Below are 24,358 nucleotides of genomic sequence, written 5' to 3' on the forward strand. Positions count from 1 at the left end.
CCTTCATGACCGTTGTTTCGAGAGGAGATCGCCGTGAGGCTGAGGAAGCGTCTTCGTCGGCTGGTGCCGGGGGTGCTGGCCGTCGTGGTCGCCACATCGCTGTTCTTCGGAGCGGACAGCGCGGTCAGCGTGTCCGGTGGTACGCAGATCGCCGCGAAGTACAAGTTCAAGGAACTGCCCATCGCGCTGCCACCTGGTTACAACAACCAGCGCATGAACACGATCCGGAAGGTCAACCCGGCCTACCAGAAGATCCGCTCCTGGATCTCGGCGGTCGGCGCCGGCGTCGCCATCAACGACGTCACCGGCCACGGGCGCGCGGACGGCACGTGCCTCGTCGACACCCGAACCAACAAGGTGATCGTGACACACACGCCCACCGCGCCGGTGGCCGACCGGTTCACGCCGTTCACCCTCAACCCGGCACCGCTGCCGTACGACGACACTATGGCGCCGACCGGCTGCGCGGCAGGCGACTTCACGGGCGACGGCCGCATGGGCTTCCTCGTGACGTACTGGGGACGGACCCCGATCCTGTTCCTGCCGAAGTCGACCGTCACGACGCCCTCGCCGAGCGCGTACGTGCCGCAGGAGCTCGTGCCCTCGCAGTGGCCCGACGGCAAGTACCACGGACCGCGCTGGAACACCGACGCCGTGTACATCGCGGATCTCGACGGCAGCGGACACCCCTCGATCATCGTCGGCAACTACTTCCCCGACTCGGACGTGCTGGACCCGCACGGCCTGAAGAACGTCGCGATGACCAACAGCCTCTCGTCCGGCAACAACGCCGGCGGCGACCACGTGCTGCGCTGGAACAGCGCGACCTCGGGCCCCCACCCGGCCGCCCACTACGTCGAGGAGAAGGGCGCGATCCCGTTCCAGATCTCGACCGGCTGGACGCTTGCGATCTCCGGGGCCGACCTCAGCGGCGACGGCCTGCCGGAGGCTTACATCGCCAACGACTTCGGCCACGGCCACCTGCTGTACAACCAGTCGACCCCGGGCCACATCAAGTTCACCGAGGCCAAAGGCCGGCGTACGGGGACGACCCCCAAGTCGTTCGTGGTCGGAAACGGGTCCTTCAAGGGCATGGGCGTCGACTTCGCCGACCTGAACAGCAATGGCAGCTTCGACTTCTTCGTCAGCAACATCAACGTCGCCTGGGGCCTGCAGGAGAGCAACCTGCTCTTCATCAACCACGCCGCGAACAACGCCGACATGGCGAAGCAGCTCAGCAACGGCGTCGCCCCGTTCGAGCAGGAGGCCCAGCAGCACGGCCTGGCCTGGACCGGCTGGTGCTGGGACGTCAAGGCGGGTGACTTCCTCAACCAGGGCGAGCAGGACGTCATCCAGACCGACGGCTTCGTCAAGGGCACCCACAACCGGTGGAACTGGCTGCAGGAGGCGGCCACCGAGAACGACGACCTGCTGAGCAACCCGGCCATGTGGCCCAACTTCCAGCCCGGCGACGACGTCTCCGGCCACGAGGCCCTCGCCTTCTACGCCAAGAACTCCAACGGCACCTACGTCAACGTCAGCTCCAAGCTGGGCCTCGCGGTGCCGACCCCGACCCGGGCCGTCGCCACCGGCGACACCACCGGCACCGGCACCCTGGACTTCGCCGTGGCCCGGCAGTGGGGACCGCCGGCGTTCTACGCCAACCAGGCGCCGGACCGCGGCAACTCGCTCGAGCTCAAGCTCTACCGCCCGTCCACCGACCCGGCCCACACCGGCAAGGGCCTGGAGGCGATCGGCGCGCCCGCGTACGGCGCCACAGTCCAGATCACCACACCGCAGGGCACCCAGATCTCCCAGCTCGACGGCGGCGGCGGCCATGTCGGTTTCCGCAGCTTCGACGTCCACTTCGGGATCGGTTCCTACAGCGGCCCCGTGTCCGCCCACATCCAGTGGCGTGACGTCGACGGAGGCCTCCACCAGCAGACGCTGGAGCTCAAGCCCGGCGTCCACACCCTCATGCTCACCGGCACCGCCCAGGAGGTTTCGAGCCGATGACCGCCGTCGCGCACCCCTCTCAGGCCGACACCGCTCCGCCGAGCGCCACCGCCAAGCCCCCCAAGCCGAAGCCCGATCCGCGGTATCTCGCGCTGCGCAACTTCGCCATGTCGATCACTGTCTTCAACGTGTTCGGCTACACCTTGCTCGGCTTCGAACAGCCCTACCTGTGGCCGGTCTTCGCCCTGCTGACGGGGTACACGACCGAGATCACCTTCGAACTGATCAGCGCGTGGGCGTACCAGCGGCGGCCACGGTTCCTCGACGGGGGACCGCGCGGCCTGTACGAGTTCCTGCTGCCGTCGCACATCACGGCCCTCGCCGTCAACATGCTGCTCTACGCCAACAACCAGATCCTGCCGGTCCTCTTCGGTGTGTTCGTCGGCGTCGCCGGCAAGCACGCGTTCCAGGCGCCCATCAACGGGCGGATGCGGCACTTCATGAACCCGTCCAACTTCGGCATCACGATGACTCTGGTCTGCTTCGGCTGGGTCAGCATCGCGCCGCCCTATGAATTCACCGAGAACGCGAACACGTTCTTCCGGATCATGATCGCGCTCATCATCGCCACGGCCGGCACCGTCCTCAACACCATGCTCACGCGCAAGGTGCCGCTGATCGTCGGCTGGATGGGCGGCTATGCCATCCAGGCCTTCGTACGGCACGGCATCTGGGACGTCTCGCTGTTCTCCGCGCTCGGCTCGATGACCGGGGTCGCGTTCGTGCTCTTCACCAACTACATGATCACCGACCCGGGCACGACGCCGATGAAGGGGCGCGCCCAGTTCATGTTCGGCGGCTCGGTCGCGTTCGTGTACGGGGCCCTGATGCAACTCAACGTCACCTACACCCTCTTCATCGCCCTCGTGATCGTCTGCGGCGCACGCGGCCTCGGCTGGTGGGGTGCGTCCTTCATCCAGCGCCTACGCTCCCGGCGCACACCCGACGCCACGGCGATGAGCGAACGAGCCCCGGCCCGACTGCCGGAAACGACCGATGTGGAGGCGATAGGGGCATGAGCGGTCACCGGATAGCCGTGGTCGGCGTCGCCTGCCGCTACCCCGACGCGGACTCGACCGAGCAGCTCTGGCAGAACGTCCTGGCCGGCCGGCGGGCGTTCCGCCGGCTCCCGGACGAGCGCATGAACCTCGACGACTACTACTCGCCCGACCCGGCGGCGCCCGACCGCTTCTACAGTCGCAAGGCCGCCGTCCTCGAGGGGTTCGAGTTCGACCGCGTCGGCTACCGGGTCGCGGGCAGCACCTTCCGGTCCACGGACATGACCCACTGGCTGGCCCTGGACACCGCGGCGCGCGCTCTGCGGGACGCGGGGTTCCCCGGCGGCGAAGGGCTGCCGCGGTCGGCCACCGGCGTCGTGATCGGCAACACCCTGACCGGCGAGTTCAGCCGCGCCAACCTCATGCGGCTGCGCTGGCCGTACGTGCGCCGCACGGTCGGCGCCGCCCTGCGCGAGCAGGGCTGGGACGACGCCGCACTCGGCACCTTCCTGGCCGGGCTCGAGACGCGCTACAAGAGCGCCTTCCCGCCGATCGACGAGGACACCCTGGCCGGCGGCCTCGCCAACACCATCGCCGGACGCGTCTGCAACCACTTCGACCTCCACGGCGGCGGCTTCACCGTCGACGGCGCCTGCTCCTCCTCGCTGCTGTCGGTGGCGACCGCGGCCAACGCCCTGGCCAACGGCCAGCTCGAGGTGGCCATCGCGGGCGGCGTGGACCTGAGCATCGACCCGTTCGAGGTCATCGGCTTCGCCAAGACCGGCGCCCTCGCAACCGGCGAGATGCGCGTGTACGACCGCGGCTCCAACGGATTCTGGCCCGGCGAGGGCTGCGGCATGCTCGTGCTCATGCGCGACGAGGACGCGGTCGCGCAAGGCCTGCACCGCTACGCCGTGCTCGCCGGCTGGGGCTACTCCTCCGACGGCAAGGGCGGCATCACCCGGCCCGAGGCCGACGGCCACCGGCTCGCGCTGCAGCGCGCCTACGAGGCCGCCGGGTACGGCATCGAGACCGTCGCCTACCTGGAGGGCCACGGCACCGGCACCGCCGTCGGCGACGCCACCGAACTGCGGGCGTTCAGCGCGGCACGCCGCGCCGCCGACCCCGCGGCGCCGGCTGCCGCAATCAGCACCATCAAGGGAAACATCGGCCACACCAAGGCGGCCGCCGGCGTCGCCGGCCTCATCAAAGCGATCCTCGCCGTGCACCACGAGGTCATCCCCCCGGCTACCGGCCACGTCGACCCCCACCCGGAGCTGACGGGGGAGCGGCCCGCGCTGCGGGTGCCGCTCCAGCCGGAGCCGTGGCCGGCCGGCGCCCCCGTCCGCTCCGGCGTCTCCTCCATGGGGTTCGGAGGCATCAACGCACACGTCGTCGTGGAGCACGCCGACAGCGCCCCGGACTCCGGGCTCGGCCCGAAGGTCGAGGCACTGGCGCGCTCCCGGCAGGACGTCGAACTGCTCCTGGTCGACGCGGAGACCCTCTCCGCGCTGCGCGGCCGGATCGCGCAGCTGGCCGAGCTCTGCGGCAGGCTCTCCTTCGCCGAACTCGGAGACCTCGCCGCCACACTCGAGCGCGAGCTGGGCGACCGTCCGCTCCGCGCCGCGATCGTGGCCGGCGATCCCGAGGAGGCAGGACAGCGCTGCGCCACGCTGCTGACGATGCTCGACAACGGGGCCCGATCCGTCCTCGACGTCGCGCACGGTGTCTTCCTGGGCACCTCCGCGCGGTCGCCGCGGATCGGATTCCTCTTTCCCGGGCAAGGCGCCGGCCGACGCGGAGACGGCGGAGCACTGCGGCGGCGGTTCGCCGACGTCGACGAGCTCTACCGCACCCTGCCGCTTCCCCCCGGCGCCGACCTGGTCGCGACCGAGAACGCCCAGCCGAGGATCGTCACCTCGTCCGTCGCGGGCCTGCGCGTGCTGGCCCGGCTCGGCATCGAGGCCGTCACGGCCGCGGGCCACAGCCTCGGCGAGTTGACCGCACTCCACTGGGCGGGCGCGATGGACGAGGCCGGCCTGCTCCGCACGGCCGCGGCGCGCGGCCGCATCATGGCGCAGGCAAGCGACGGCGGCGGCACCATGGCGAGCATCGTCGCGCCGCCGCAGGCGGTCGTCCCCCTGCTCACCGGGGAGCCGGTCGTGATCGCCGGCTACAACAGCCCCCAGCAAACGGTCGTCAGCGGACCGGCCGCCGCCGTCAAACATGTCTGCGAACGCGCCGCCGGCCAGGGCTTCTCGGCGAGCGTGATCCCGGTCTCGCACGCGTTCCACTCCAAGGCCGTCGCCCCGGCGGCCACCGCGTTCCACGACCACCTGCGCGGCGAGTGCTTCGCACCGCTCGCCCGGACCATGGTCTCCACAGTCACCGGCGCCGCCCTGCCCACCGAAACCCATGTGCCCGAACTGCTGACCCGTCAGGTACTGGACCCGGTGCGCTTCACCGAGGCCGTCCAGACGATGGCCGAAGACGTCGACCTCTTCATCGAAGTCGGACCCGGCAGAATCCTGCGAAGCCTGGCCGCAGACATCGCCCCCGGGATACCCGCGGTGTCGCTGGAGGCCGACAGCATGTCGCTCTCCGGCCTCCTGCACGCGGTGGGCGTCGCGTACGCGCTCGGCGCGCCCGTCCGCCATGATGTCCTCTTCCGCGACCGCTTCACGCGGCCCTTCCCACTCGACAAGAAGCTGCGTTTCCTGGCCAGCCCCTGCGAATCGGCGCCCGAGAACGACCTTCCGGCTCTCGTGACGCCAGAGGCGATGCAGGCTTCCGGTCCGCAGGCTCCCGCGGCGCTGACAGCGCAGGAGGGCGGCGACACGCTGGACATTCTGCGGCGACTCGCCGCCGAGCGAGCCGAGCTGCCCCTCGAGGCGGTCAGCGCGCAGAGCAATCCCATCGACGAACTCCACCTCAGCTCGATCACCGTCGGACACATCGTCACCCAGGCCTCCCGGGAACTCGGACTGACCGCGCCACTGGCAACCTCGGCATTCGCGACCTCGACGCTGGCGCAACTGGCCGAGATGCTCGACGAACTGGGCGAGACCGCGCACGCCGGAGACGAGCACGCCACGATCGACATCACCGGCGCGGGCCCCTGGGTACGCGCGTTCTCCGTCGAACTCCTACCTGCCCAACCCGGCCCGGCGGTCACTGCCCCGGCCGACGGCGACTGGCAGCTGTTCGCCACCGACAACCACCCACTCGCGCCTGCGCTCCACACCGCGCTGCGACGGGCCGGGCTCGGCGGCGGGGTACTGCTCTGCCTGCCGTGCGACTGCGACGAGAGTCACGTGCCGATGATGCTCGCCGCCGCGCGCGCCGCCCTCTCACCCGGCGCACCGGGTCGTTTCGTCATCGTCGGCGACCGGCGCAGCGCAGCCGGACTCGCCAAGACGCTCCACCTGGAGGCCCCCACCATCGCCACGACCCTGGTCACCCTGCCCCTGGCGGCGCCGGTGCCGGCCGAGCGCGTCGCGCAGATCGTCGCCGACATCGCCGCGACCACCGGCTTCAGCGAGACCGTCTACGACGAAGCCGGCGTGCGCCACGTGCCGTTGCTCCGCCCGCTGGGACGGCGCGAATCCGACGGGCAGCCCGCCCTCGGCGCGCAGGACGTGCTGCTCGTGACCGGCGGCGGCAAGGGCATCACCGCCGAGTGCGCGCTCGACCTGGCGCGTACCACCGGCGCGGCGATCGCGCTCATGGGCCGCTCCGACCCGGATTCCGACCAGGAGCTCGCGGCGAACCTGGCGCGCATGGACGCCGCGAGCGTGACCCACCGGTACGTGCGCGCCGACATCACCTCCGCCGACCAGGTCAAGGCAGCCGTCGAGGAGGTTCGCCGCACGCTGGGGCCGGTGACGGCGATCCTGCACGGCGCCGGCCGCAACGTGCCGCACGCGCTCGCCAACCTCGACGAGTCCTCCTTCCGGCGCACGCTCGCAACGAAGATCACGGGGCTGGAGACCGTGCTCGCCGCCACGGACCCGGCCACCCTCCGGCTCCTGGTCACCTTCGGCAGCATCATCGGCCGAGCCGGACTGCGCGGTGAAGCGGACTACGCCACGGCCAACGACTGGCTCACCGACCTCACCCACCGGATCCGGGACGAGTATCCCAACTGCCGCTGTCTCGCACTGGAGTGGTCGGTCTGGTCGGGCACCGGCATGGGCGAGCGCCTCGGCGTGCTGGAGGCGCTGATGCGCGAGGGCATCCGTCCCATCCCGTCCGATGAAGGCGTCGCCGTCCTCCGAAGCCTGCTCGCCGACCCGCATGCGCCCACCTCGGTCGTGGTCATGAGCCGTGCCGAGGGTCTGCCCACCATCGCACTCGAGCCGCGCGAGCTGCCGCTGCTGCGCTTCGTCGACCGGCCCCGCGTGCACTATCCCGGCGTCGAGCTCGTCGTCGACGCGGACCTCTCCGCCGACGACGACCTCTACCTGGCCGACCATCTGCTCGACGGCGATCTGCTCTTCCCGGCGGTGTTCGGTATGGAGGCCATGGCCCAGGCGGCCACGGCACTGACCGGCATCCCCGGGCCACCCGTGCTCGAGGACGTCGAATTCCTTCGTCCCGTCGTCGTCCCCGTCGACGGCAAGACCACGATCAGGATCGCTGCACTCGTCACCGAGGAGGGCACCGTGCAGGCGGTGATCCGCAGCGACGAAACCGCCTTCCAGGCCGATCACTTCCGGGCGACCCTCCGCTTCGACGTACCGACGCCGAAGGACACCGTGCCCACGCATCCCACCGGGATCCGGGTCCCGCTGTCGCCCAAGGAGGATCTCTACGGTCCGGTGCTCTTCCAGGGCGACCGCTTCCAGCGGCTCCTGGGCTACCGCGACCTGGCCGCGAAGCACTGCATTGCCGACGTCTCCAACACGGCGACCAAGCCATGGTTCGGCGGGTTCCTGCCCTCCGACCTCCTCCTCGCCGACCCGGGTACGCGCGACACGCTCATGCACGCGATCCAGTGCTGCGTACCCGACGCCACCCTGCTGCCCGCCGCCATAGAGCGCCTCCACCTCGCCGATCCGGCCCGCGTACGCATGCTCGATCACGTCACGCTGCACGCCACCGAACGCTCCCGCGACGGCGACACGTACGTGTACGACCTCGACGTCCGCGACCCGGCGGGCGCGCTCGTCGAACGCTGGGAGGGGCTGCGACTCCAGGCCGTCCGCAAGCGCGATGGCGCGGGACCGTGGACGCCGGTGCTGCTCGGCCCCTACCTCGAACGCCGGTCCGCGACAGCGCTGCCGGACACACTCCACATGGCCGTCTGGCCCGACGACGGCGAAGCCGCCGCCGACGTGGCCGACCGGCGCACGAGGACCGTACGGGCCCTCGGCCTTGCGCTGGGCCGCGAGCTGTCCCTCAGCTACCGTCCGGACGGCAGGCCTGAGGCCGACGGAGGGATCGAGGTCTCCTCCTCGCACGGCGCGGGCGTGACCTTCGCCGTGGCCGCGCAGCGAGCCGTCGGCTGTGACGTCGAGGAAGCCAGGGAGCGATCGGCACAGGAGTGGGCCGACCTGCTCGGCGCGGAGGGATACGCCTTGGCCAAGCTCATCGCCGGCGAACGCGGCGAGGACCTGTCGATCGCCGCGACCCGCGTGTGGGGCGCGCAGGAGTGTCTACGCAAGACCGGCCACGCGCGCGCCGGGCTGGCCGAGGCCTCCGGGCCGAAGGCGGACCAGTGGGTCGTACTGCGCTCGGGTGCCGCCCGGATCGCGACGTTCCCCACGACGCTGCGCGGCCGCGTCGCACCCGTGGTCTTCACGATGCTGACGGAGTCGAAGGAGAGCGGCGAATGACCATACGACCGTACTACGAATACCGGCATCTCGTCGGGTTCGAGGAGACCAACCTCGTCGGCAACGTCTACTACGTCAATTACCTGAGCTGGCAAGGGCGATGCCGCGAGATGTTCCTGCGGGAGCATGCGCCCGACGTGCTCGAGGAGATCCGCGACGATCTCAAGCTGTTCACACTGAAGTGCGAGTGCGAGTTCCTCGCGGAGATCACCGCGTTCGACGAGCTGTCGATCAGGATGCGCCTGGAGGACCTGACGCAGACTCAGATCGGTTTCGCCTTCGACTACGTGCGGCTGCGCGACGGGCTCGAGGACCTGGTCGCCCGGGGACGGCAACGGGTCGCGTGCATGCGCGGTCCCAACGCCGACACCCGTCCGGCCAAGGTGCCCGCCGCGCTGCGCAAGGCGCTGGAACCCTACAGCGTGGCCGCACCCGCGGGCCGGCCGCGCGTGCTCGCCGACATCACGAGCGGTGACTGACGCCATGGCCCACACCGACCAGGCATCCGCCGCGGGAGTCGCGACACCGGCCGAACGCGAACCGACGGACGGGCTGGACCGGACCACCGAGCTCGATCGAAACGGCATGCGCCGCGTCCTCGGCCGGTTCACCACCGGCGTCACCGTGGTGACGACCGGCGGTGCCAAGCCCCACGGCATGACCGCGAACTCCTTCACATCGGTGTCGCTGAGCCCTCCGCTCGTGCTGATCTGCGTGCTCCGGGAAGCGGCTATGCACGAGGCCGTCCTCGACCGCAAATCCTTCGCGATATCGGTGCTTTCCGCGCAACAGGAGGATCTGGCCCGCTACTTCGCCGATCGCCGCCGCCCTCGCGGCGTCCAACAGTTCGCCCCCATCGAATGGTCACCCGGCCGTTTCACCGGATCTCCCATCGTGGGGGGCGCCCTGTCCTGGCTGGAGTGCTCCCTCACGGCCACCTACGAAGGAGGCGATCACTCCATCTTCGTCGGCGAAGTCCTCGATATGGGACTCCAGGACGAGGAGGACGCCCTGCTGTTCTACAACGGCGGCTTCCACGATCTGCATCCCAAGGAGGCATGAGACGCGCGGCCTGAAGAACACACAGCACCGCTGAGGTCTGACCCGGTCAAGGCAGCAGGGCCAGCTTGCCGGTGGTGGCGCGAGCCTCCAGTTCCGCCAGCGCCTTCGGCCCGTCGCCGAGATCGTAGACAGTGGGCCGGCCAGGGGCGAGCACACCGGCGGCGATCAGCGCGAACAGCTCGCCCATCACCTCGCCGAACATCTGCGGCGCAGACTGGATCAGCACCCCGAGGTTCAGGCCGATCACATGCACCTGATGCCGGTAGACCAGATCCCAGTTGCTCAACTCCGCTTCGCCGGCGGGCAGGCCGATCACCACCACTCGGCCGATGACCCGTTTGGCCGCGGCCAGGCTGGCGTGGAAAGTGGCCCCGCCAACCGACTCCAGCACCAGATCGACGCCCTCGCCGCCGGTCAACGCCAGGACCTCGGCGGCGAGATCGGGGCCGCGTGAGTCGAGGACGTGATCGATGCCCAGCGCACGCACCGTCTCGTGCTTGTTCGGCGAGGCAGTGGCGATCACCGTCGCACCGTAGTGCCTGGCCATCTTCACCGCGGCCTGGCCGGTCCCGCCGGCGGCGGCGTGGATCAGCACGACCTGCCCCGCGGCGATGCCGCCCAGCGGCTTGAGCGCGGCGAGGGCGGTGGGCCAGTTCACGACCATCCCCAGTGCCTGCTCGTCGGCCCAGCCCGCCGGCACCCGAACCGCAGCAGCCGCGGGCAGCACCATGTACTCGGCGAAGGCACCGTAGCCGACGCCGACGACGTGGGTGCCGGGTTCCACCCCGGTCACTCCGTCGCCCACCGTGGTGATCACGCCGGCGGCCTCGAAGCCCGCCAGGTACGGTGGCGGCGGGCCGTTGTGGAAAGTGCCGCGGCCCTGCGAGATGTCGGCGAAGTTGACGCCCGCGGCGGTGACGCGGATCAGGACCTCGCCCGGGCCGGGCGCCGGTACCGGTGCGTCGGTGATCAGGCGGAGGCCCTGCGGGCCGTCGAGCGACGTCTGTTGCAAAGCTCGCATGGTGGGGGGAACGCTCATCGGAATCGGCTTCCTCATTCAGGGATCCTGAGCAGGAAGCGGACATTACTACGCATCCTCGACAAGTTCCGGGAAGTCCTCACTGATGTCACCGGTCTCATCGGAATCTCCTTGCGTGGAAACCCCGTCCTTCAGGGCGGGGAAGAAACGCATCCTCGGAGCGGAGCCGCGCAGCGGCGGAGATCGCTCCGCCACCCCAGCAATGAGCGTCGCTCACACGGTAGCTGATACGATGTGAGGCATGACGCAGCAGGTCAAGCGGGCTTTCAAGTACCGCTTCTACCGCACCGACGAGCAGGCAGCCGAGCTGTCCCGCACGTTCGGCTGCGTCCGTCTCGTCTTACAAGGCGCTGGAGGAACGCACTCGCGCTTGGTATGGCGAGCAGCGCCGGATCTCCTACGTGCAGTCGTCGGCCGCGCTGACAGAGTGGAAGAAGACCGAGGAACTCGCGTTCCTGTCCGAGGTGTCCTCCGTCCCGCTCCAGCAGGCGCTCAGGCATCTCCAGACGGCGTTCGGGAACTTCTTCGCCAAGCGCGCGAAGTACCCGCGCTTCAAGTCGCGGAAGAAGTCCCGTGCTTCGGCGGAGTACACCCGCAGCGCCTTCACGTGGCGCGACGGCCGTCTGACGCTGGCGAAGATGTCCGAGCCGTTGGATATCCGTTGGTCGCGTCCGCTGCCCGAGGGGGCGGTACCGACGACGGTGACCGTCTCCCGTGACAGTGCCGGGCGCTGGTTCGTGTCGATGCTGTGCGACGACTACATCGCTCCGGCTCCGGCCACCGCGAACGCGGTCGGTATCGACGCGGGCATAACCAGCCTCGTGACCCTGTCCACCGGGGAGAAGGTCGCAAACCCCCGGCATGAGCGCCGAGACCGCGCCCGCCTCGCGAAGGCGCAGCGGGAGCTGTCGCGGAAGGCGAAGGGCTCCGCGAACCGGGAGCAGGCTCGCAAGCGGGTCGCGAAGATCCACGCGCGGATCGCCGACCGGCGCCGCGACTTCCTGCACAAGCTGTCGACTCGTCTCGTCCGTGAGAACCAAACGGTCGTGATCGAGGACCTCACCGTCCGCAACCTGCTGAAGAACGGCAAGCTCGCGCGCGCCATCTCCGACGCGTCGTGGACGCAACTCCGGTCGATGCTGGAGTACAAGTACGCCTGGTACAGGCGTGAACTCGTCGCGATCGACCGCTGGTTCCCCAGCTCGAAGCTGTGCGGGGCCTGCGGCACGGTCCGCGAGAAGTTGCCGTTGAACGTCCGCGAGTGGACGTGCGACTGCGGAGCCGTGCATGACCGCGACGTGAACGCGGCGCGCAACATCCTGGCCGCCGGGCTGGCGGCGTCTGCCTGCGGAGACGGCGTAAGACCTCAACGGGAGTCCTCCCGGACGGGGGGCGGTCGTCGGTGAAGCAGGAACCCCAGCGGGTGACCGCTGGAATCCCCCGCCTTTAGGCGGGGGAGGAAGTCAAGCACGTCTCTTGCGAGAACGGCGACGACTGCGTCGTTCGCCTGGCCGATTGCCGGTGGGTCGTGCTTCGAGCTGCCGGCCTTGCTGATCCGCGAGTGAGCAGCACGGCCTCCCCGGCCCAGGTCCCGTGCGGCCCCGGAAGGGGCTCCTGCGTGTCGCTCGGATGGCTCCGATGCCGGTTGGCGCCGCGACGTCGACCATGGGGAGCGCGGCGCGGGCGTCGTTGATGAACAGACTGGCCGGCCTCGGACAGGGCCGAGATCAGGCGCAGTGGTGCGAGATGCCCAGGTCCCTCGTCGGCCTGGACGCGTACGGCCCGCTCGCATGCGGGGAACAAGGCCTCGTGCAGCCTTCTACCTGATCGTGGCCATGGACAGGTCTGCAGCCGCCGACAGCCCACTGATGCACGCGCGGGCACGCTTCTCCTCCCGCGGTGGCTTGAACGTCGTGTCAGGTCCGGCTGGTCGAGCTTCAGGCAGCCTCGGAGCCAGGGTTGGCACTGGAGTGAGGGCCGCGGAAGACAGCCAGCGCTCGCCCCCGCTCCGCCTCCTCCTCGGTCGGCAGAATGCGGGACATTGCACGACGCAGGATCGGCGGTGCCATCAGCGAAGTGGTGATCGCCACCAGGATCACGATGGTGTACGTGGTCGTATCGAGGACGCCGACGCGCAGACCGACCGTGGCCACGACGATCTGGATGACTCCGCGGGCGTTCATCCCACCCGCGAGGGCCAGTGCCTCCCACCTGGTCAACTTGCTGGCCAGCGCGCCCAGATACGCTCCGGCGAACTTGCCGGCCACCGCGATCAACAGCGCGACGACCGAGGTGAGCAGCGGGACCGTACGGGTGAGGATGGTCAGGTCCACCCGGAGCCCGGCGGTGGCGAAAAACAGGGGCGCGAACACCGACACCACCACTGCCCGCAACGGCGCCAGTCGGCTGAGGTCCGCGGTGTTCGCCGAACCGATCAGCAAGCCGCCGAGGAACGCGCCGAACGCCGCCTCGAAGCCCATGGCCTGGGTAGCGGCCGCGCTCAGCACGATGACCAGGACGGCGGTCGCGATGGTCGGCCCGTTCTCGGGCGACCGCTGGCACCGCCCGAAAACACCACGTACGAGTGGACGGGCGACGGTCGCGGTCACCAGGACGGCGATCGCGAGCAGGACCACCGAGGACACCACCGTCCCACCATGCACGCCTGACGTGGCCATCGCGGAGACGATCGACAGCAGCAACCATCCGGCCACGTCATCGACCACGCCCGCTGCCATGGTCAACTGCCCGATATTCCGGTGCAGCAGATTCATGTCCGACAGCGTCTTCGCGATGACCGGTAGGGCACTCACGCACATCGCCACACCGACGAAAAGTGCGAAGGCCTCCCGATTCATCGAGCCGGTCAGCAGCGAACGCGGGGCTACCAGACCTGCGACGACTCCGGCGGCCAGCGGGATCACCAGTCCAGCAAAACCGACCCGGAGCGCGACGGTGCCCTTGCGCCGCACGAGGCCGAAATCCACCTCGATGCCGGTGACGCCGACGAACAACACCACACCTATCTGGCCGATCGCGTCGAGGAGATGGAACTGCGCGGCAGTTCGGGGAAGCAACCACGCGGACACGTCCGGCGCGAGATGGCCGAGCACCGTCGGTCCGAAGAACACCCCGGCGCACAGTTCGCCAACGACGGCCGGCATCCCGAAGCGGTGGGCCAGCCGGCCGAGTAGCAGCGCGGCCGAGAGCAGCAGGCCGACCTGCAGGAGGAAGACAAGCAGTGCATGCGCGGCGATCGACGGGGGTGGGGCCACGGTGGTCTCCCTACGCGGCGGAGTTCGAAGGAGGGTTGGCACTCGTGCCGGGACCGTGGCCGCCCGCGGCGTGCCCATGGCAGGTCCCCACCCACCAGCCTGGAGTCCAGCGTGCAGGCTCGCTTCTCACTGCGTGCCCGACTTGATCAGGGCGGTGGCGCCGACGCGCATGACAGCCACCGCAGTTGTCCAACGACGACTGAAGCCGAGTGTGCTGGGCTGCGCAGTTGTAGTCGGCGTTCGCGCGGGTGGCGGGGCGGTTCGGTCGAGCAGATCGGCGATGGCGGCTGCGGGACCACATCCGCGGTCTGCTGGCGCCGGTAGGCCGGTAGGCCGGTAGGCCGGTAGGCCGGTAGGCCGGTAGGCCGGCTGGCAGCTGGCGGAGTATACAGGCCACCGCGATCCTGCTGAGCCGCCGGAACCGGCGGTGAGCTGCGCCCAGCGTCCAGCGCGGCGCCCGGACGGGATGCCGGCCGGGGATGCCACATGGGTGACACGCGCCGCGCGGCACCCACGGCCGCGGTCAGAGGTCATCGACCGGGTTCCCGTGCACTATTCAACTGTGTGCGGCCTGCCGGGATGGTCGTCCGGCGTTCCCGCGCGGTGTGCGCACATTCTTTGTCGATTGGACACGATCTACCTTGACCCACGCCAGAACGCCATGGGACGATTTATTCGTCGTTCGACAAACAAATTTGGTCCGGTCATACAGAACTCGCCTGCACAGCCATGTCGGCGAGCGGGTGCAGGACCAGGGGGCCCTCAGGTCAGGCTGCCCACCACCGCACGCCACAGCACGTGACAGGAGAGAAGAACAATGAGCATCGAAGGCAAGACCGTCTTAGTGACAGGGGCCAATCGCGGCATCGGAAAGGCGCTGGCCGCCGAGGCCCTCGCGCGGGGTGCCGCGCGGGTCTACGCCGGCACCCGCCAACCCCTGACTCCCACCGACGCGCGGGTGACGCCCCTGACGCTGGACATCACCGACGCCGCACAGATCCAGGCGGCCGCCGAACAGGTCGAGTCACTCGACATCCTCATCAACAACGCGGGCATCATGCTGCCCGACGTCCCGTTCGACCCCGCCGTGCTCGAACGCCACATGGCGGTCAACTTCCACGGCACCCACGCCGTGACCCAGGCCTTCCAGCCCGCCCTGGTCCGCTCCGGCGGTACCGTCATCACCATCAACTCGGCGGCCGCGCTCTCGCCCCTGCCGCCCTTCGCGTCCTACTCGATCTCGAAGTCGGCCCTGTTCTCCCTGACCAGGACGATGCGGGCGTTCCTGGCCGGGCAGGGCGTCAGTGTCCACGCGGTCCTGGCCGGCCCCATCGACACCGACATGACGCGCCAACTCCCCATCCCGAAGTCGTCCCCGGAATCCGCCGCCCAGGCCATCTTCGACGCGGTGGACAAGGGGGAGGAGGACATCTTCCCCGACGCCACGATGGCGCCCATGACCGACATGTGGCGCAACGGCCCGGACAAGCTCCTCGAGCGCCAGTTCGCCGAACTCGCGCAGGGAGCGCCCCCGGCGTGAGCTGGGCGACACCTGCACGGGGAGGCAGAGAGTCGTAACACCCGGACCGCCCCACCCTTGGGGCGGTCCGCCCATCCCGGGCAAGTACGGGCACCAACCGATGGATTCTCCCGCGGGGTGCCTCTGCCCGCCGGGCTGTGCCGGGCACGGAGCTAGCAGGAGCACCGGCGGCCCGGTTGCGACGTTCCGGTCACCGGACGGCGCCATCGCGGTGAGTGGCCACTGCCGGCCGACGAGCCGCTCGGCCATTTCTCGAAGCAACCATCGCCTCGGCTGAGGCGATCGCGACGATGTGCGCTGTTCCCGACCGTGGGGGAAGGACGCGCCCTCTGCGTCTTGACGCCACTACGCGCTGGGAACGCAGGCCTGGGCTGCGTGTCCTCCCGCGCCTCACCCAGCCCCCGACACCGACCGGTCAACCGCCGAACTCCGGCGCGCACCGCGTCTTCGGCACGCGCCATCGGCACCACCCGCAACTGCTCCTTCAGCCGAGCCCGCGTTCACACCACCTCAGCCCGCTCGGCAAGCTCCATCGGTTCTGCCGCGCCGCAGCACCAGCCCACGCGGTCCACGTGCGCGGCGGCCGCCTGTAGTGGCTGGAACCGCATGACCGCTCCCACTCCTGCACCTCACCAGCGACGGCATCTGCCGAGACCACAACGATCAACTCAGCAAAACGGGATGGAACATGAGACGCAGACCCGCATCGGCGACGAGAAGGAACGACACGCGACCACGGTGGTGGCGCCGTCGAACTGGGGTCTTCCTCGCGGTCCTGGCCTTGGCGGCAGCGACGGTGTACGGACTCCCGAAGACCAGCGCCAACGCGGCCACCGCGGTGACAGAGGCTCAAGACTGGCCGATGTTCGGCCAAAACCCCAACAACACGGCGAACGCCCCGGTCGATCAGAACAGCCAGGTGACGACGACCAGCGCCGGCACCCTTGCCAAGAAGTGGACGTTCACGACCGGCGGCGACGTGTCGGCGCGTGCCGCCGTGGCCAAAGGCTCCGTGTACTTTCCCGACTGGTCCGGGCACCTGTACGCGGTCAAGGCCGACAGCGGCCGGCTCATCTGGTCCCGGGACATCCTGACGGACTACCTGCCGGGCGTTTTCACCGATCCGCCCGCCAAGGTGGTCTCCCGCACCTCGCCCTACGTCGACCCGAGCACCAACACGATGTACATCGGCACCCAGCAGGGCGCCTGGCTCCTCGCCATCGACATCACCACCGGTGCCCTCCGTTGGAAGACCCAACTCGACAGCCACCCATACGCGATCGACACCACGTCACCGATCGTCTACCAGGGCGTGCTCTACGCCGGTGTCTCCTCGACCGAAGAGAACGCGGCCGACAATCCCAGCTACCCCTGCTGCAGCTTCCGCGGCAGCGTGGTCGCGCTGAACGCGAGCACGGGAGCCCTGAAGTGGAAGACCTTCACGGTGCCGACGGGATACACCGGTGGCGCCGTCTGGAGCAGCACCATCGTCCCGGACCCGGCCAGGGGTGTCGTGTACACCACCACCGGCAACAACTACAGTACGCCGACTGCGCCTGCGTACACGTCCTGCATCAGCAGCGGCGGCACCCAGGAATCGTGCCTGTCCCCGGACGACCATTTCGACTCGATCGTCGCGCTGCATATGACGGACGGGTCGGTCGCGTGGTCACAACGCCTGTCCGACGGTGACGACTGGAATCTCGCGTGCCTGTCCGGCACCCCCGGACCGAACTGCCCTCAGCCGACAGGCTCCGACTACGACTTCGGCAGCGGCGTCAACCTTTTCACCATCCAAACGGCCAGCGGCCCCAAAACCGTCCTCGGGGCCGGGCAAAAGAGCGGCGTCTATGCCGCCTTCGACCCCGACCGCAAGGGTGCGGTCCTGTGGGCCACCCAGGTTGGGCCAGGCGGGCCACTCGGCGGGATCCAGTGGGGTTCCGCTACAGACGGCAAACGGATCTACGTAGCCATTTCCGACTACCAGGGCCAGCCCTACACCCTCCAGCCATCGGGTCAGACAACCAGTCACGGCTCATGGGGTGCACTGGACCCGGCGACCGGGAAAATCCTCTGGCAGACCCCGGACCCGGGCGGCGCCTCGGATCAGGGGCCGCTGGCCGTGACCAACGGCGTCGTCTTCGCCCCCTCGGCGGCCGGTGCCGGCAACAACATGTTCGCGCTCAACGCCGCCACCGGCACCGTCATCTGGAGCTTCGCCTCCGGCGGATCTGTGCTCGCGGGAGCCGCGATCGCCGACGGCACCGTCTTCTGGGGTTCCGGCTACAGCAAACTCCCCGGACTCACCGGCAACAACAAGTTGTACGCGTTCCAGACGTGTGCCGGGCAGTCTTGACCGCGTCAGCCCGTCGAGACCTCCGCGCGGCCGCCGGCGCCATCACACCACCGGGGAAGCCCATGGAGACAATCGCCCCCCTCGGGCCGGTCACCTGGCACTCGGCTGACAACGACGCCCGCCGCACGAGCGGCTCCCGACGTAAGTGACGAAGGCGGCTCCAGGTCCGCAGGCGCCCATGCGCCGGCACCCGGAGCCGCCCTCCGCAGTCTTTGACCAGGTCGCCAGTCCAACGTTTCAGCGGAGACCCGGATCAGGCCCTCTCCCGGGCCTGGGCTCGGTACTGGCGCGTCGGCGATCAGACGCAGGTCCTGCGGGCCGTTCAGCGACGTCTGACGCAGCGCACGCATGGTCGTGGGAATGCCCATGATGGTCGCCTCCGTTTTTGTTTGTCGAACGACCAACCACGTGCTCAATCGCCTCCGAAGCAGGTCGAGGTAAACTTGATCGAACGATAAACAAGAGGAAAAGGCATTCTGATGGCCACTCGCGGCAGGCCGCGCACATTCGACCCGGACACCGCCCTGCGCCAGGCCCTGGTCCTGTTCTGGGAACGGGGCTATGAGGGGACGTCGCTCAACGACCTGGCCGCGGCCACGGGTATCGCCTCGGCTAGCATCTACGCCTGCTTCGGAAGCAAGGAGAACCTGTTCCGCCAGGTCATGGCGCTCTACGGCACGACCTCGGGCGAGCCGCCCCGGCGCGCGCTGCGCGAACAGCCGACCGCGCGCGCCGCGATCGAGGCCATGCTGCGTGCCACCGCCGATGAGATCACCCGTCCGGACGCGCCGACCGGCTGCATGCTCATCCTGGCCGCGCTCATGGGCCCGGTGGAGAACCAGGGGGTTCGGGAGTTCCTCGCCGACCTGCGGCGCAACATCTACGCCACCATCAAGGACCGGCTCGCCCGCGGAATCACCGACGGAGACCTCACCGCGCCCCCCACCAGCCTTGACGCCATCGCGCGCTACTACACCACCGTGGTCGCGGGCCTGTCCGTCCAGGCCCGCGATGGCGCCACCCGCGCCGAGCTGGAAGAGGTCATCACCTGCGCGACCGCCGCGTGGGACACCCTCGTCGCCGCCCGGCTGCACGTCAGCGTGTGACTGGGCGATGGGGTGGCAGTGGGTGGGCGTCAGCCAGTTCGGGGAGTGTCCTGGATGAATGACGCGTCGCTGAGATGACAGAAGAAGTCCAGCCCGCGGTCTTCGCCCAGCTGGCCACGACGTGCACCCGTCGGCCGCTCCCTGCAGCACCAGCAGGCCCATCAGGCCCTCGCGATCTGGCACCTTTACCGACCACGGCCTGTCTGCCCTGATGGTCCCATCAGTGCGACCCTCCTGGTGCGTCGTAGATGTATTTACCGATCACCTGGTGATGCTCCGTCTTGTACATGATGTGCGGAGATGGGGCCGTGATGCGAAGTCGGATGGTGCTGGGAGACCTGCGGGTCCAACAGATGCCCAGGGCAGGTTGCGGCCGCTCGTACACGATCGTTTGGCCGGACGGGTCCGTGGACGAGGAAGCCGACGACTACCTGCGGACCCACGAGGGCAGCGGCAGCCAGAAGACGTACGCGTACTACCTGGTGGACCACCTGCGGTGGCGGCTGCGTGAACAGCTCACGACCGCGTCGGTGACGCTGCAGGATCTCAAGCGGTACATGGGGGGCGGTCGGGGCGAGAGTCCCGTTGCCCTACGGCCAGCCGTGGCGCGTGGCGCCGAAGAAGCCGTACGGCGCCTCGGGCCTGGAGGTCGCGGCGGCGTGCCTGAAGGGCTTCTACTTGCACCAGTGCGCGGCCGGGGTGGACCCTGACCTGGCCTTGGGGCTGAAGGTTCAGAGGCTTCCGACCCATGCGGACCGCGACCGATCCCTGCTGGGGCACGTGATGACGTCGGTGTCGGTCAATCCGCTGGCGCCGCGGCACAGCCGGCGCCGCCGCCATCCGAAGATGCTGCCCGACGGGGCACGCCCGGAACTGCTGACTGCGGTGAACACCGCGCGCGACGTCATGGTGGTGACCTGGCTGTCCGACACCATGCTGCGGATCGGCGGGCTGACGGGGCTGCATCTGGTCGATCTGCACCTGCGCGATGATGCCGCTTGCGGTGAGTGCCCGCGCCCTCACGTGCATGTGTGTCACCGGCCCGGCAACGTGAACCAGGCTGCGGCGAAACGGAAGCCGGACTGGCAGCTGGCCGATGGCGTGATCACCGGCGGGGAGATCTACCGGGTCAGCTCGGCCATGATCAGCAGTTACTTCGAGTACATGACGACCGAGTACGCCAAGTACGCCACCGGGCACGGCATGTTGCTGATCCAGCTGTCCGGGCCGCGCCTGGGCGAGCCGTGGACCGCGGACGCCGCGCGGGGATGCTGCGGCGTGCCGGCAACAGGGCCGAGCTTCCGGGCAGGATCAAACCGCATGCCTTCCGCCACACCACGACCGCCAAGGTCATGGATGCGTCCGGCAACGACCCGATGGTGGCCAAGGAGGCCGGGAACTGGTCCTCCGCACGGATGGTGGATGAGGTCTACGGGCATCCCGATCAGCACTCCCCGGAGTTCATCGCAGCTTTGCAGACGGTCTGGGGTGAGCAGGCATGACCGCGCTCGCGCTGGCGCCGGCCAGGACGGACCCGGGCACCTCGCGCACGAAGCGTGACCGGCTGGAGATCCTTCACGCGCTGATCGCGGCGCCGACCTTCGATCCGCTGCTGACACCGGACGTGATCGCCGTTCCCGGTGACCATCCGGTGTTCGGCTGGGCCTGCGCCGTCGAGGACTGCGGAAGAGTTGAAGGCGGAGCGGGCCCGGAAGGAAGACGAAAGGACCCGCACAGCCAAGGCCCGGTATGAGGAGACCGCAGGGGGAGACGCAGGCAGCACGGAGGTTGGCCGCGCTGGTGATTACGCCGTAATCACCAGCGGGGCTGTGGAACCTTCACCAGCACCGGAAGAACCGGCTACCGGCGATCGCCCGGTGGTTCCCACGTCAACGGCCCCGGCGGATGAGGAGTCTGCCAACGAGGCAGGGGTGGCCACACCCTCCGTTCCCGTACAGACCACTGGCACCGATGTGACGGCTGGGGCAAGGGGCCAGCAGCTGAAGAGGTTCCCCTACGAGGACGGCGCGGACGCCGCATACTTCCTGATCCGCAAGATGCCGCCAGACGAGTTCAACAAGATGCTGGACCTGCTCATCAAACACAGGGATAGCCAAGTTGCCGCTGCCGGCTGAGTCTGTCCCTGTGACCAGAGGGCCGGTTTCCCAAAGTTGAGGTGTCGGCCCTCTCGGCTGATGTCGCAGCGCAGCATTCGCACGGCGTCGTCAGGCGTCGCCGCCTTGGAGCGGCGGCATCAACTTCCTCCACTGCAGGGGTGAGTCAGACGGCAGCCGGCAGGACACCAACGGGTCGTTGACCACTTCTCGTTGCGGGGCGGGGTACTGGTGGCCGAGGGCTAGTAATGCTTCGTGACGTCGGGTGATCTCGCCTGGTGGTGGGCATTTTCCTGGTATGAGGCTGGGGGAGGTGGTAACAACTCCGGGCTAAGAGGTCGCGCAGATAGGTACGGTGGTACCCAAGAAGCGAGGCAGGTACAGGGCCCTGGCGATCATGTGAGTTGCGACGCTCTGTGATCATGGATGGTGCCTTTCTTAAGTACACCCCCTCACTCGACGGCCACCGTCGCCTGCCACGCGCCCGGGCGCATGCCTGTCGCCTTCCGGAAGAACACCGAGAAGTTGGACGCGTCGGGGAAGCCGAGCGTGTTGGCGCAGGCGGCTGCGGTGAGGCGGTCGTGTGCGAGGAGCCGTTTGGCTTCCAGGACGATCCGATCGACGATGTACGCCTTCGCGGTGAGGCCGGTGACCTGCTGCACCGCTCTTGAGAGGGTGCGGGGCGCGTATCCCAGTGTCCGGGCGTAGTAGCCGGCGTCGTGATGTTCCCGGAAGTGCGCTTCGACGCTGGACCGGAACAGTCGGAACACCGGATTGATCGACCGTGCTTCGGCGTGGGGGGGCCGGAGCCGGGCGATGAGCGCGGAGAGCAGGATCTCGGGCAGCTCCGTCGAGGTATCCCCGGGTGGGGCGGATGCTTCGAGGAGGAGATGGTTGCGCGCGGTGTCGACGAACGGCCAGTCGGCGTCGGGAATGCTCCAGTGTGTGACCAGGTTCGGGGACGCGACGAGCTCCCGGGTGGCGTGGGTGACCGGCGCGGTCGGCACGAACAGCACGACGTGCCCAGCCACGCCAGCGATGTCATCCCATCGGTGCACAGCTCCAGGAGCGACCCACACCGCGGACCGCTCCTGGAGCGGGTGTCGGAGGAAGTCCACGGTGACGGATCCGTGCCCGGCATCGACGACGGCGAGGACGTGGAAGTCGGCACGCTGTGTCCCGCCGTCGTTCAGCTCGCGAAGGCGGTCGAACGTCATGGTTTCGACAGTGGCGGCACGGCGCTCGACGGGCTGGTAGGTCATCTGCCGGATCACGGTCACCTGTCCAGTTTCCACCATCAGGCGACCAGTCATGCCGATGCCCCGGCACAGCGGCAGAGATTCAATGAACACACAGAACAATCGCCCCAGAACACTGATCGAGAAAGTCACGATGAACACGACGCAGCAGCCGCTACTGCCCGCTTATGACCACCGCCCGGGGACCGGACCGACCCTGGTGTTTCTGCACTACTGGGGTGGATCCGCCCGCACCTGGGACCTTGTCGTCGATGGCCTCGCGGGACGCGACATGCTCACTGTCGACTTCCGTGGGTGGAGCCGCTCGAGCAACCTGGCCGGCCCCTACACCCTCCGCCAACTCGCCGACGACACGCTCGCCGTGATCGCCGACGCGGGCGTCACCGACTACGTCCTCGTCGGACATTCCATGGGTGGCAAGATCGCGCAGCTCATAGCGGCGACCCGGCCCGCCGGCCTCCGCGGGATCATCCTCGTTGGTTCCGCTCCGGCGAAGCCCGCCGCAGGGATCACTCCCGAGTACCGGGAAGGCCTTTCCCACGCCTACGACTCCGACGAGTCTGTCGCTGGCGCACGGGATCACATCCTCACCGCGACCGAGCTGCCCGAATCGATCAAGTCGCAGATCGCGACCGACTCGCGGGCCAGCACCGACGCCGCCCGCACGGAGTGGCCGCTGCGCGGCATCGCGGAGGACGTCTGCGAGCACACCCGCATGATCAGCGTCCCCGCCCTCGTCGTCGCCGGAGAGAACGACCATGTCGAGCCCGTCGACGTGCTCGTCGACAACCTGGTGCCCTACCTCTCTGGAGCCGACTTCGCGGTGATTCCGAACACGGGTCACCTGATCCCGCTGGAAGCTCCGGCCGACCTCGTCGACGCAATCACGGCCTTCGCACCAGCAGCCTGACCATCTGCGCGGCCTGAAAATCGACTTCGTCACCGATCACCCGCGGGACGCCCCGCCGCGTGACAGCGCGAGGCCGAGGCCCGGCCCTCCTGAGCTGCCCCGAGTTTCGTAGAGTCCGGTGGTCTTGTTTCAGGCGGACTGCGGGGCGGCTTCCTGCTGTCGCCACCAGTCGCGTTCGTACTCGGCGGGCGGTACGTAATCGAGTGCGGAGTGGAGGCGTTCCTCGTTGTACCAGGTGACCCACTGGAAGATCGCCCGCTCGACCTGGTCGACGTCCTTCCAGGGGCCTTGCATCTCGATCAGTTCGGCCTTGAAGGTGCCGTTCAGGGCCTCGGCCATCGCATTGTCATAGCTGTCCGCGACCGAGCCGACCGAGGCCGAAGCCCCGATCTCGGACAGCCTCTCGGTATACCGAATGGATACGTATTGACCGGGTTAATAGGGCGTTATCCGTGGGAAGATTTGAGACTGGTCCGGCCGCCGACGCTCCATCAGCCGCCCATCAGGGCCGACGTGGGCTTAGCGCACGATCTGACACGGATGTTCCTCAGCCCCCATGGACTGCGCGGCCCCCGACGGCGGCGACCTCCCCGGCCGCCCCGACCCCGCATCTGAACTTTAAGGAACAGACCGCCCACCGCCACCCGATGCCAAGGGGTGGCCGAGCGCCGTACGGACAGTGTGGGACGGCGCGGCGCCGCCCCACACCACAGCACTTGGCTGGGGTAGCAGTCTGTTCCTTAAAGTTCAGCCTGGATCCACCGCGTGATTTCTGATCATGGGTGTCGGGCGGGTTCTGGGTGTTTCTTCGGGATGCGGGCAGTGGCGATTGCCGGGTGGTTGTCC

The 24,358-nt window shown here is 68.8% G+C and carries 17 protein-coding genes and 1 pseudogene; 14 read left to right on the plus strand and 4 right to left on the minus strand.

The features are described from left to right. The first annotated feature begins 33 nt into the window (after positions 1–33). Genes AB0N14_RS32280 through AB0N14_RS32300 form a run of 5 tightly spaced genes read left to right on the plus strand, consistent with a single transcriptional unit; the run spans position 34 to position 9,913 of the window. The gene (locus AB0N14_RS32280) at positions 34–2,016 is read left to right on the plus strand and encodes an ASPIC/UnbV domain-containing protein (RefSeq protein ID WP_366029249.1); all 1,983 of its coding nucleotides are present in this window, start codon (positions 34–36) and stop codon (positions 2,014–2,016) included. Beyond that, positions 2,013–3,035 carry an enediyne biosynthesis protein gene (locus AB0N14_RS32285; RefSeq protein ID WP_366029250.1) on the plus strand — a complete coding sequence of 341 codons (1,023 nt, stop codon included), beginning with the start codon at positions 2,013–2,015 and terminating at the stop codon, positions 3,033–3,035. The genes AB0N14_RS32280 and AB0N14_RS32285 overlap by 4 nt, the downstream gene beginning before the upstream one ends. Further along, positions 3,032–8,851, plus strand: coding sequence for a type I polyketide synthase (locus tag AB0N14_RS32290; RefSeq protein ID WP_366029251.1), 5,820 nt, complete (start codon positions 3,032–3,034; stop codon positions 8,849–8,851). The genes AB0N14_RS32285 and AB0N14_RS32290 overlap by 4 nt, the downstream gene beginning before the upstream one ends. 2 nt (positions 8,852–8,853) lie before the next feature. Continuing rightward, positions 8,854–9,330, plus strand: coding sequence for an acyl-CoA thioesterase (locus tag AB0N14_RS32295; protein ID WP_366029265.1), 477 nt, complete (start codon positions 8,854–8,856; stop codon positions 9,328–9,330). Further along, on the plus strand, positions 9,323–9,913 hold the full coding sequence (locus AB0N14_RS32300; protein WP_366029252.1) for a flavin reductase family protein: 591 nt from the start codon (positions 9,323–9,325) through the stop codon (positions 9,911–9,913). Before AB0N14_RS32295 ends, AB0N14_RS32300 begins: the two co-directional genes overlap by 8 nt. A 46-nt stretch (positions 9,914–9,959) precedes the next feature. Here the strand turns inward: AB0N14_RS32300 and AB0N14_RS32305 are convergent, their stop codons facing one another. Then, a complete protein-coding gene (locus AB0N14_RS32305; RefSeq protein ID WP_366029253.1) occupies positions 9,960–10,970 on the minus strand; it encodes an NADPH:quinone oxidoreductase family protein in 1,011 nt (336 codons plus the stop codon). Positions 10,971–11,193: 223 nt separating this feature from the next. Here AB0N14_RS32305 and AB0N14_RS32310 point away from each other — a divergent pair. Further along, positions 11,194–12,402: pseudogene (locus AB0N14_RS32310) on the plus strand (transposase). Positions 12,403–12,889: 487 nt separating this feature from the next. Here AB0N14_RS32310 and AB0N14_RS32315 read toward each other — a convergent pair. Then, the gene (locus AB0N14_RS32315) at positions 12,890–14,227 is read right to left on the minus strand and encodes a cation:proton antiporter (RefSeq protein WP_366029254.1); all 1,338 of its coding nucleotides are present in this window, start codon (positions 14,225–14,227) and stop codon (positions 12,890–12,892) included. An 817-nt stretch (positions 14,228–15,044) separates the two neighbouring features. Between AB0N14_RS32315 and AB0N14_RS32320 the strand changes: the two genes are divergently transcribed. From AB0N14_RS32320 to AB0N14_RS32350, 7 genes are all read left to right on the plus strand, one after another. After that, positions 15,045–15,767 (plus strand): SDR family NAD(P)-dependent oxidoreductase, encoded by a 723-nt coding sequence (locus AB0N14_RS32320; protein WP_366029255.1) that lies wholly within the window; start codon positions 15,045–15,047, stop codon positions 15,765–15,767. A 781-nt stretch (positions 15,768–16,548) separates the two neighbouring features. Beyond that, positions 16,549–18,123 carry a PQQ-binding-like beta-propeller repeat protein gene (locus AB0N14_RS32325; protein ID WP_366029256.1) on the plus strand — a complete coding sequence of 525 codons (1,575 nt, stop codon included), beginning with the start codon at positions 16,549–16,551 and terminating at the stop codon, positions 18,121–18,123. A gap of 479 nt (positions 18,124–18,602) precedes the next feature. Further along, positions 18,603–19,229 carry a helix-turn-helix domain-containing protein gene (locus tag AB0N14_RS32330; RefSeq protein WP_366029257.1) on the plus strand — a complete coding sequence of 209 codons (627 nt, stop codon included), beginning with the start codon at positions 18,603–18,605 and terminating at the stop codon, positions 19,227–19,229. A 407-nt stretch (positions 19,230–19,636) separates the two neighbouring features. Further along, the gene (locus tag AB0N14_RS32335) at positions 19,637–19,939 is read left to right on the plus strand and encodes a hypothetical protein (RefSeq protein WP_366029258.1); all 303 of its coding nucleotides are present in this window, start codon (positions 19,637–19,639) and stop codon (positions 19,937–19,939) included. A 558-nt stretch (positions 19,940–20,497) separates the two neighbouring features. Beyond that, positions 20,498–20,731 carry a tyrosine-type recombinase/integrase gene (locus AB0N14_RS32340; RefSeq protein ID WP_366029266.1) on the plus strand — a complete coding sequence of 78 codons (234 nt, stop codon included), beginning with the start codon at positions 20,498–20,500 and terminating at the stop codon, positions 20,729–20,731. Further along, positions 20,728–20,982: a hypothetical protein gene (locus AB0N14_RS32345; RefSeq protein WP_366029259.1), complete on the plus strand. Its 255-nt coding sequence runs from the start codon at positions 20,728–20,730 to the stop codon at positions 20,980–20,982. Before AB0N14_RS32340 ends, AB0N14_RS32345 begins: the two co-directional genes overlap by 4 nt. 178 nt (positions 20,983–21,160) lie before the next feature. Next, a complete protein-coding gene (locus tag AB0N14_RS32350; RefSeq protein WP_366029260.1) occupies positions 21,161–21,364 on the plus strand; it encodes a hypothetical protein in 204 nt (67 codons plus the stop codon). Positions 21,365–21,795: 431 nt separating this feature from the next. Here AB0N14_RS32350 and AB0N14_RS32355 read toward each other — a convergent pair whose 3' ends face one another. Next, positions 21,796–22,641, minus strand: coding sequence for a helix-turn-helix transcriptional regulator (locus AB0N14_RS32355; protein WP_366029261.1), 846 nt, complete (start codon positions 22,639–22,641; stop codon positions 21,796–21,798). A 94-nt stretch (positions 22,642–22,735) separates the two neighbouring features. Here AB0N14_RS32355 and AB0N14_RS32360 point away from each other — a divergent pair, with 94 nt between their 5' ends. After that, positions 22,736–23,512, plus strand: coding sequence for an alpha/beta hydrolase (locus tag AB0N14_RS32360; protein ID WP_366029262.1), 777 nt, complete (start codon positions 22,736–22,738; stop codon positions 23,510–23,512). Between the two features lie 129 nt (positions 23,513–23,641). On the opposite strand, the gene AB0N14_RS32365 is transcribed toward AB0N14_RS32360, so the two are convergent. After that, entirely contained in the window at positions 23,642–23,851 is a 210-nt protein-coding gene (locus AB0N14_RS32365) for an integrase core domain-containing protein (protein WP_366029263.1), read from the minus strand. Between the last annotated feature and the right edge of the window lie 507 nt (positions 23,852–24,358).

This window comes from Streptomyces sp. NPDC051104 (assembly GCF_040682835.1).
In the GTDB taxonomy this organism is placed as follows: Bacteria; Actinomycetota; Actinomycetes; order Streptomycetales; family Streptomycetaceae; genus Streptomyces; species Streptomyces cynarae.

What these genes read in the sequence shown, in the direction of transcription:
- AB0N14_RS32285 (WP_366029250.1), top strand. Translation starts at nt 2,013, where the DNA reads ATGACCGCCGTCGCGCACCCCTCTCAGGCCGACACCGCTCCGCCGAGC.
- AB0N14_RS32290 (WP_366029251.1), top strand. Translation starts at nt 3,032, where the DNA reads ATGAGCGGTCACCGGATAGCCGTGGTCGGCGTCGCCTGCCGCTACCCC.
- AB0N14_RS32305 (WP_366029253.1), bottom strand. Translation starts at nt 10,970, where the DNA reads ATGAGGAAGCCGATTCCGATGAGCGTTCCCCCCACCATGCGAGCTTTG.
- AB0N14_RS32320 (WP_366029255.1), top strand. Translation starts at nt 15,045, where the DNA reads ATGAGCATCGAAGGCAAGACCGTCTTAGTGACAGGGGCCAATCGCGGC.
- AB0N14_RS32330 (WP_366029257.1), top strand. Translation starts at nt 18,603, where the DNA reads ATGGCCACTCGCGGCAGGCCGCGCACATTCGACCCGGACACCGCCCTG.
- AB0N14_RS32340 (WP_366029266.1), top strand. Translation starts at nt 20,498, where the DNA reads ATGCTGCGGCGTGCCGGCAACAGGGCCGAGCTTCCGGGCAGGATCAAA.
- AB0N14_RS32345 (WP_366029259.1), top strand. Translation starts at nt 20,728, where the DNA reads ATGACCGCGCTCGCGCTGGCGCCGGCCAGGACGGACCCGGGCACCTCG.
- AB0N14_RS32355 (WP_366029261.1), bottom strand. Translation starts at nt 22,641, where the DNA reads ATGGTGGAAACTGGACAGGTGACCGTGATCCGGCAGATGACCTACCAG.
- AB0N14_RS32360 (WP_366029262.1), top strand. Translation starts at nt 22,736, where the DNA reads ATGAACACGACGCAGCAGCCGCTACTGCCCGCTTATGACCACCGCCCG.
- AB0N14_RS32365 (WP_366029263.1), bottom strand. Translation starts at nt 23,851, where the DNA reads ATGGCCGAGGCCCTGAACGGCACCTTCAAGGCCGAACTGATCGAGATG.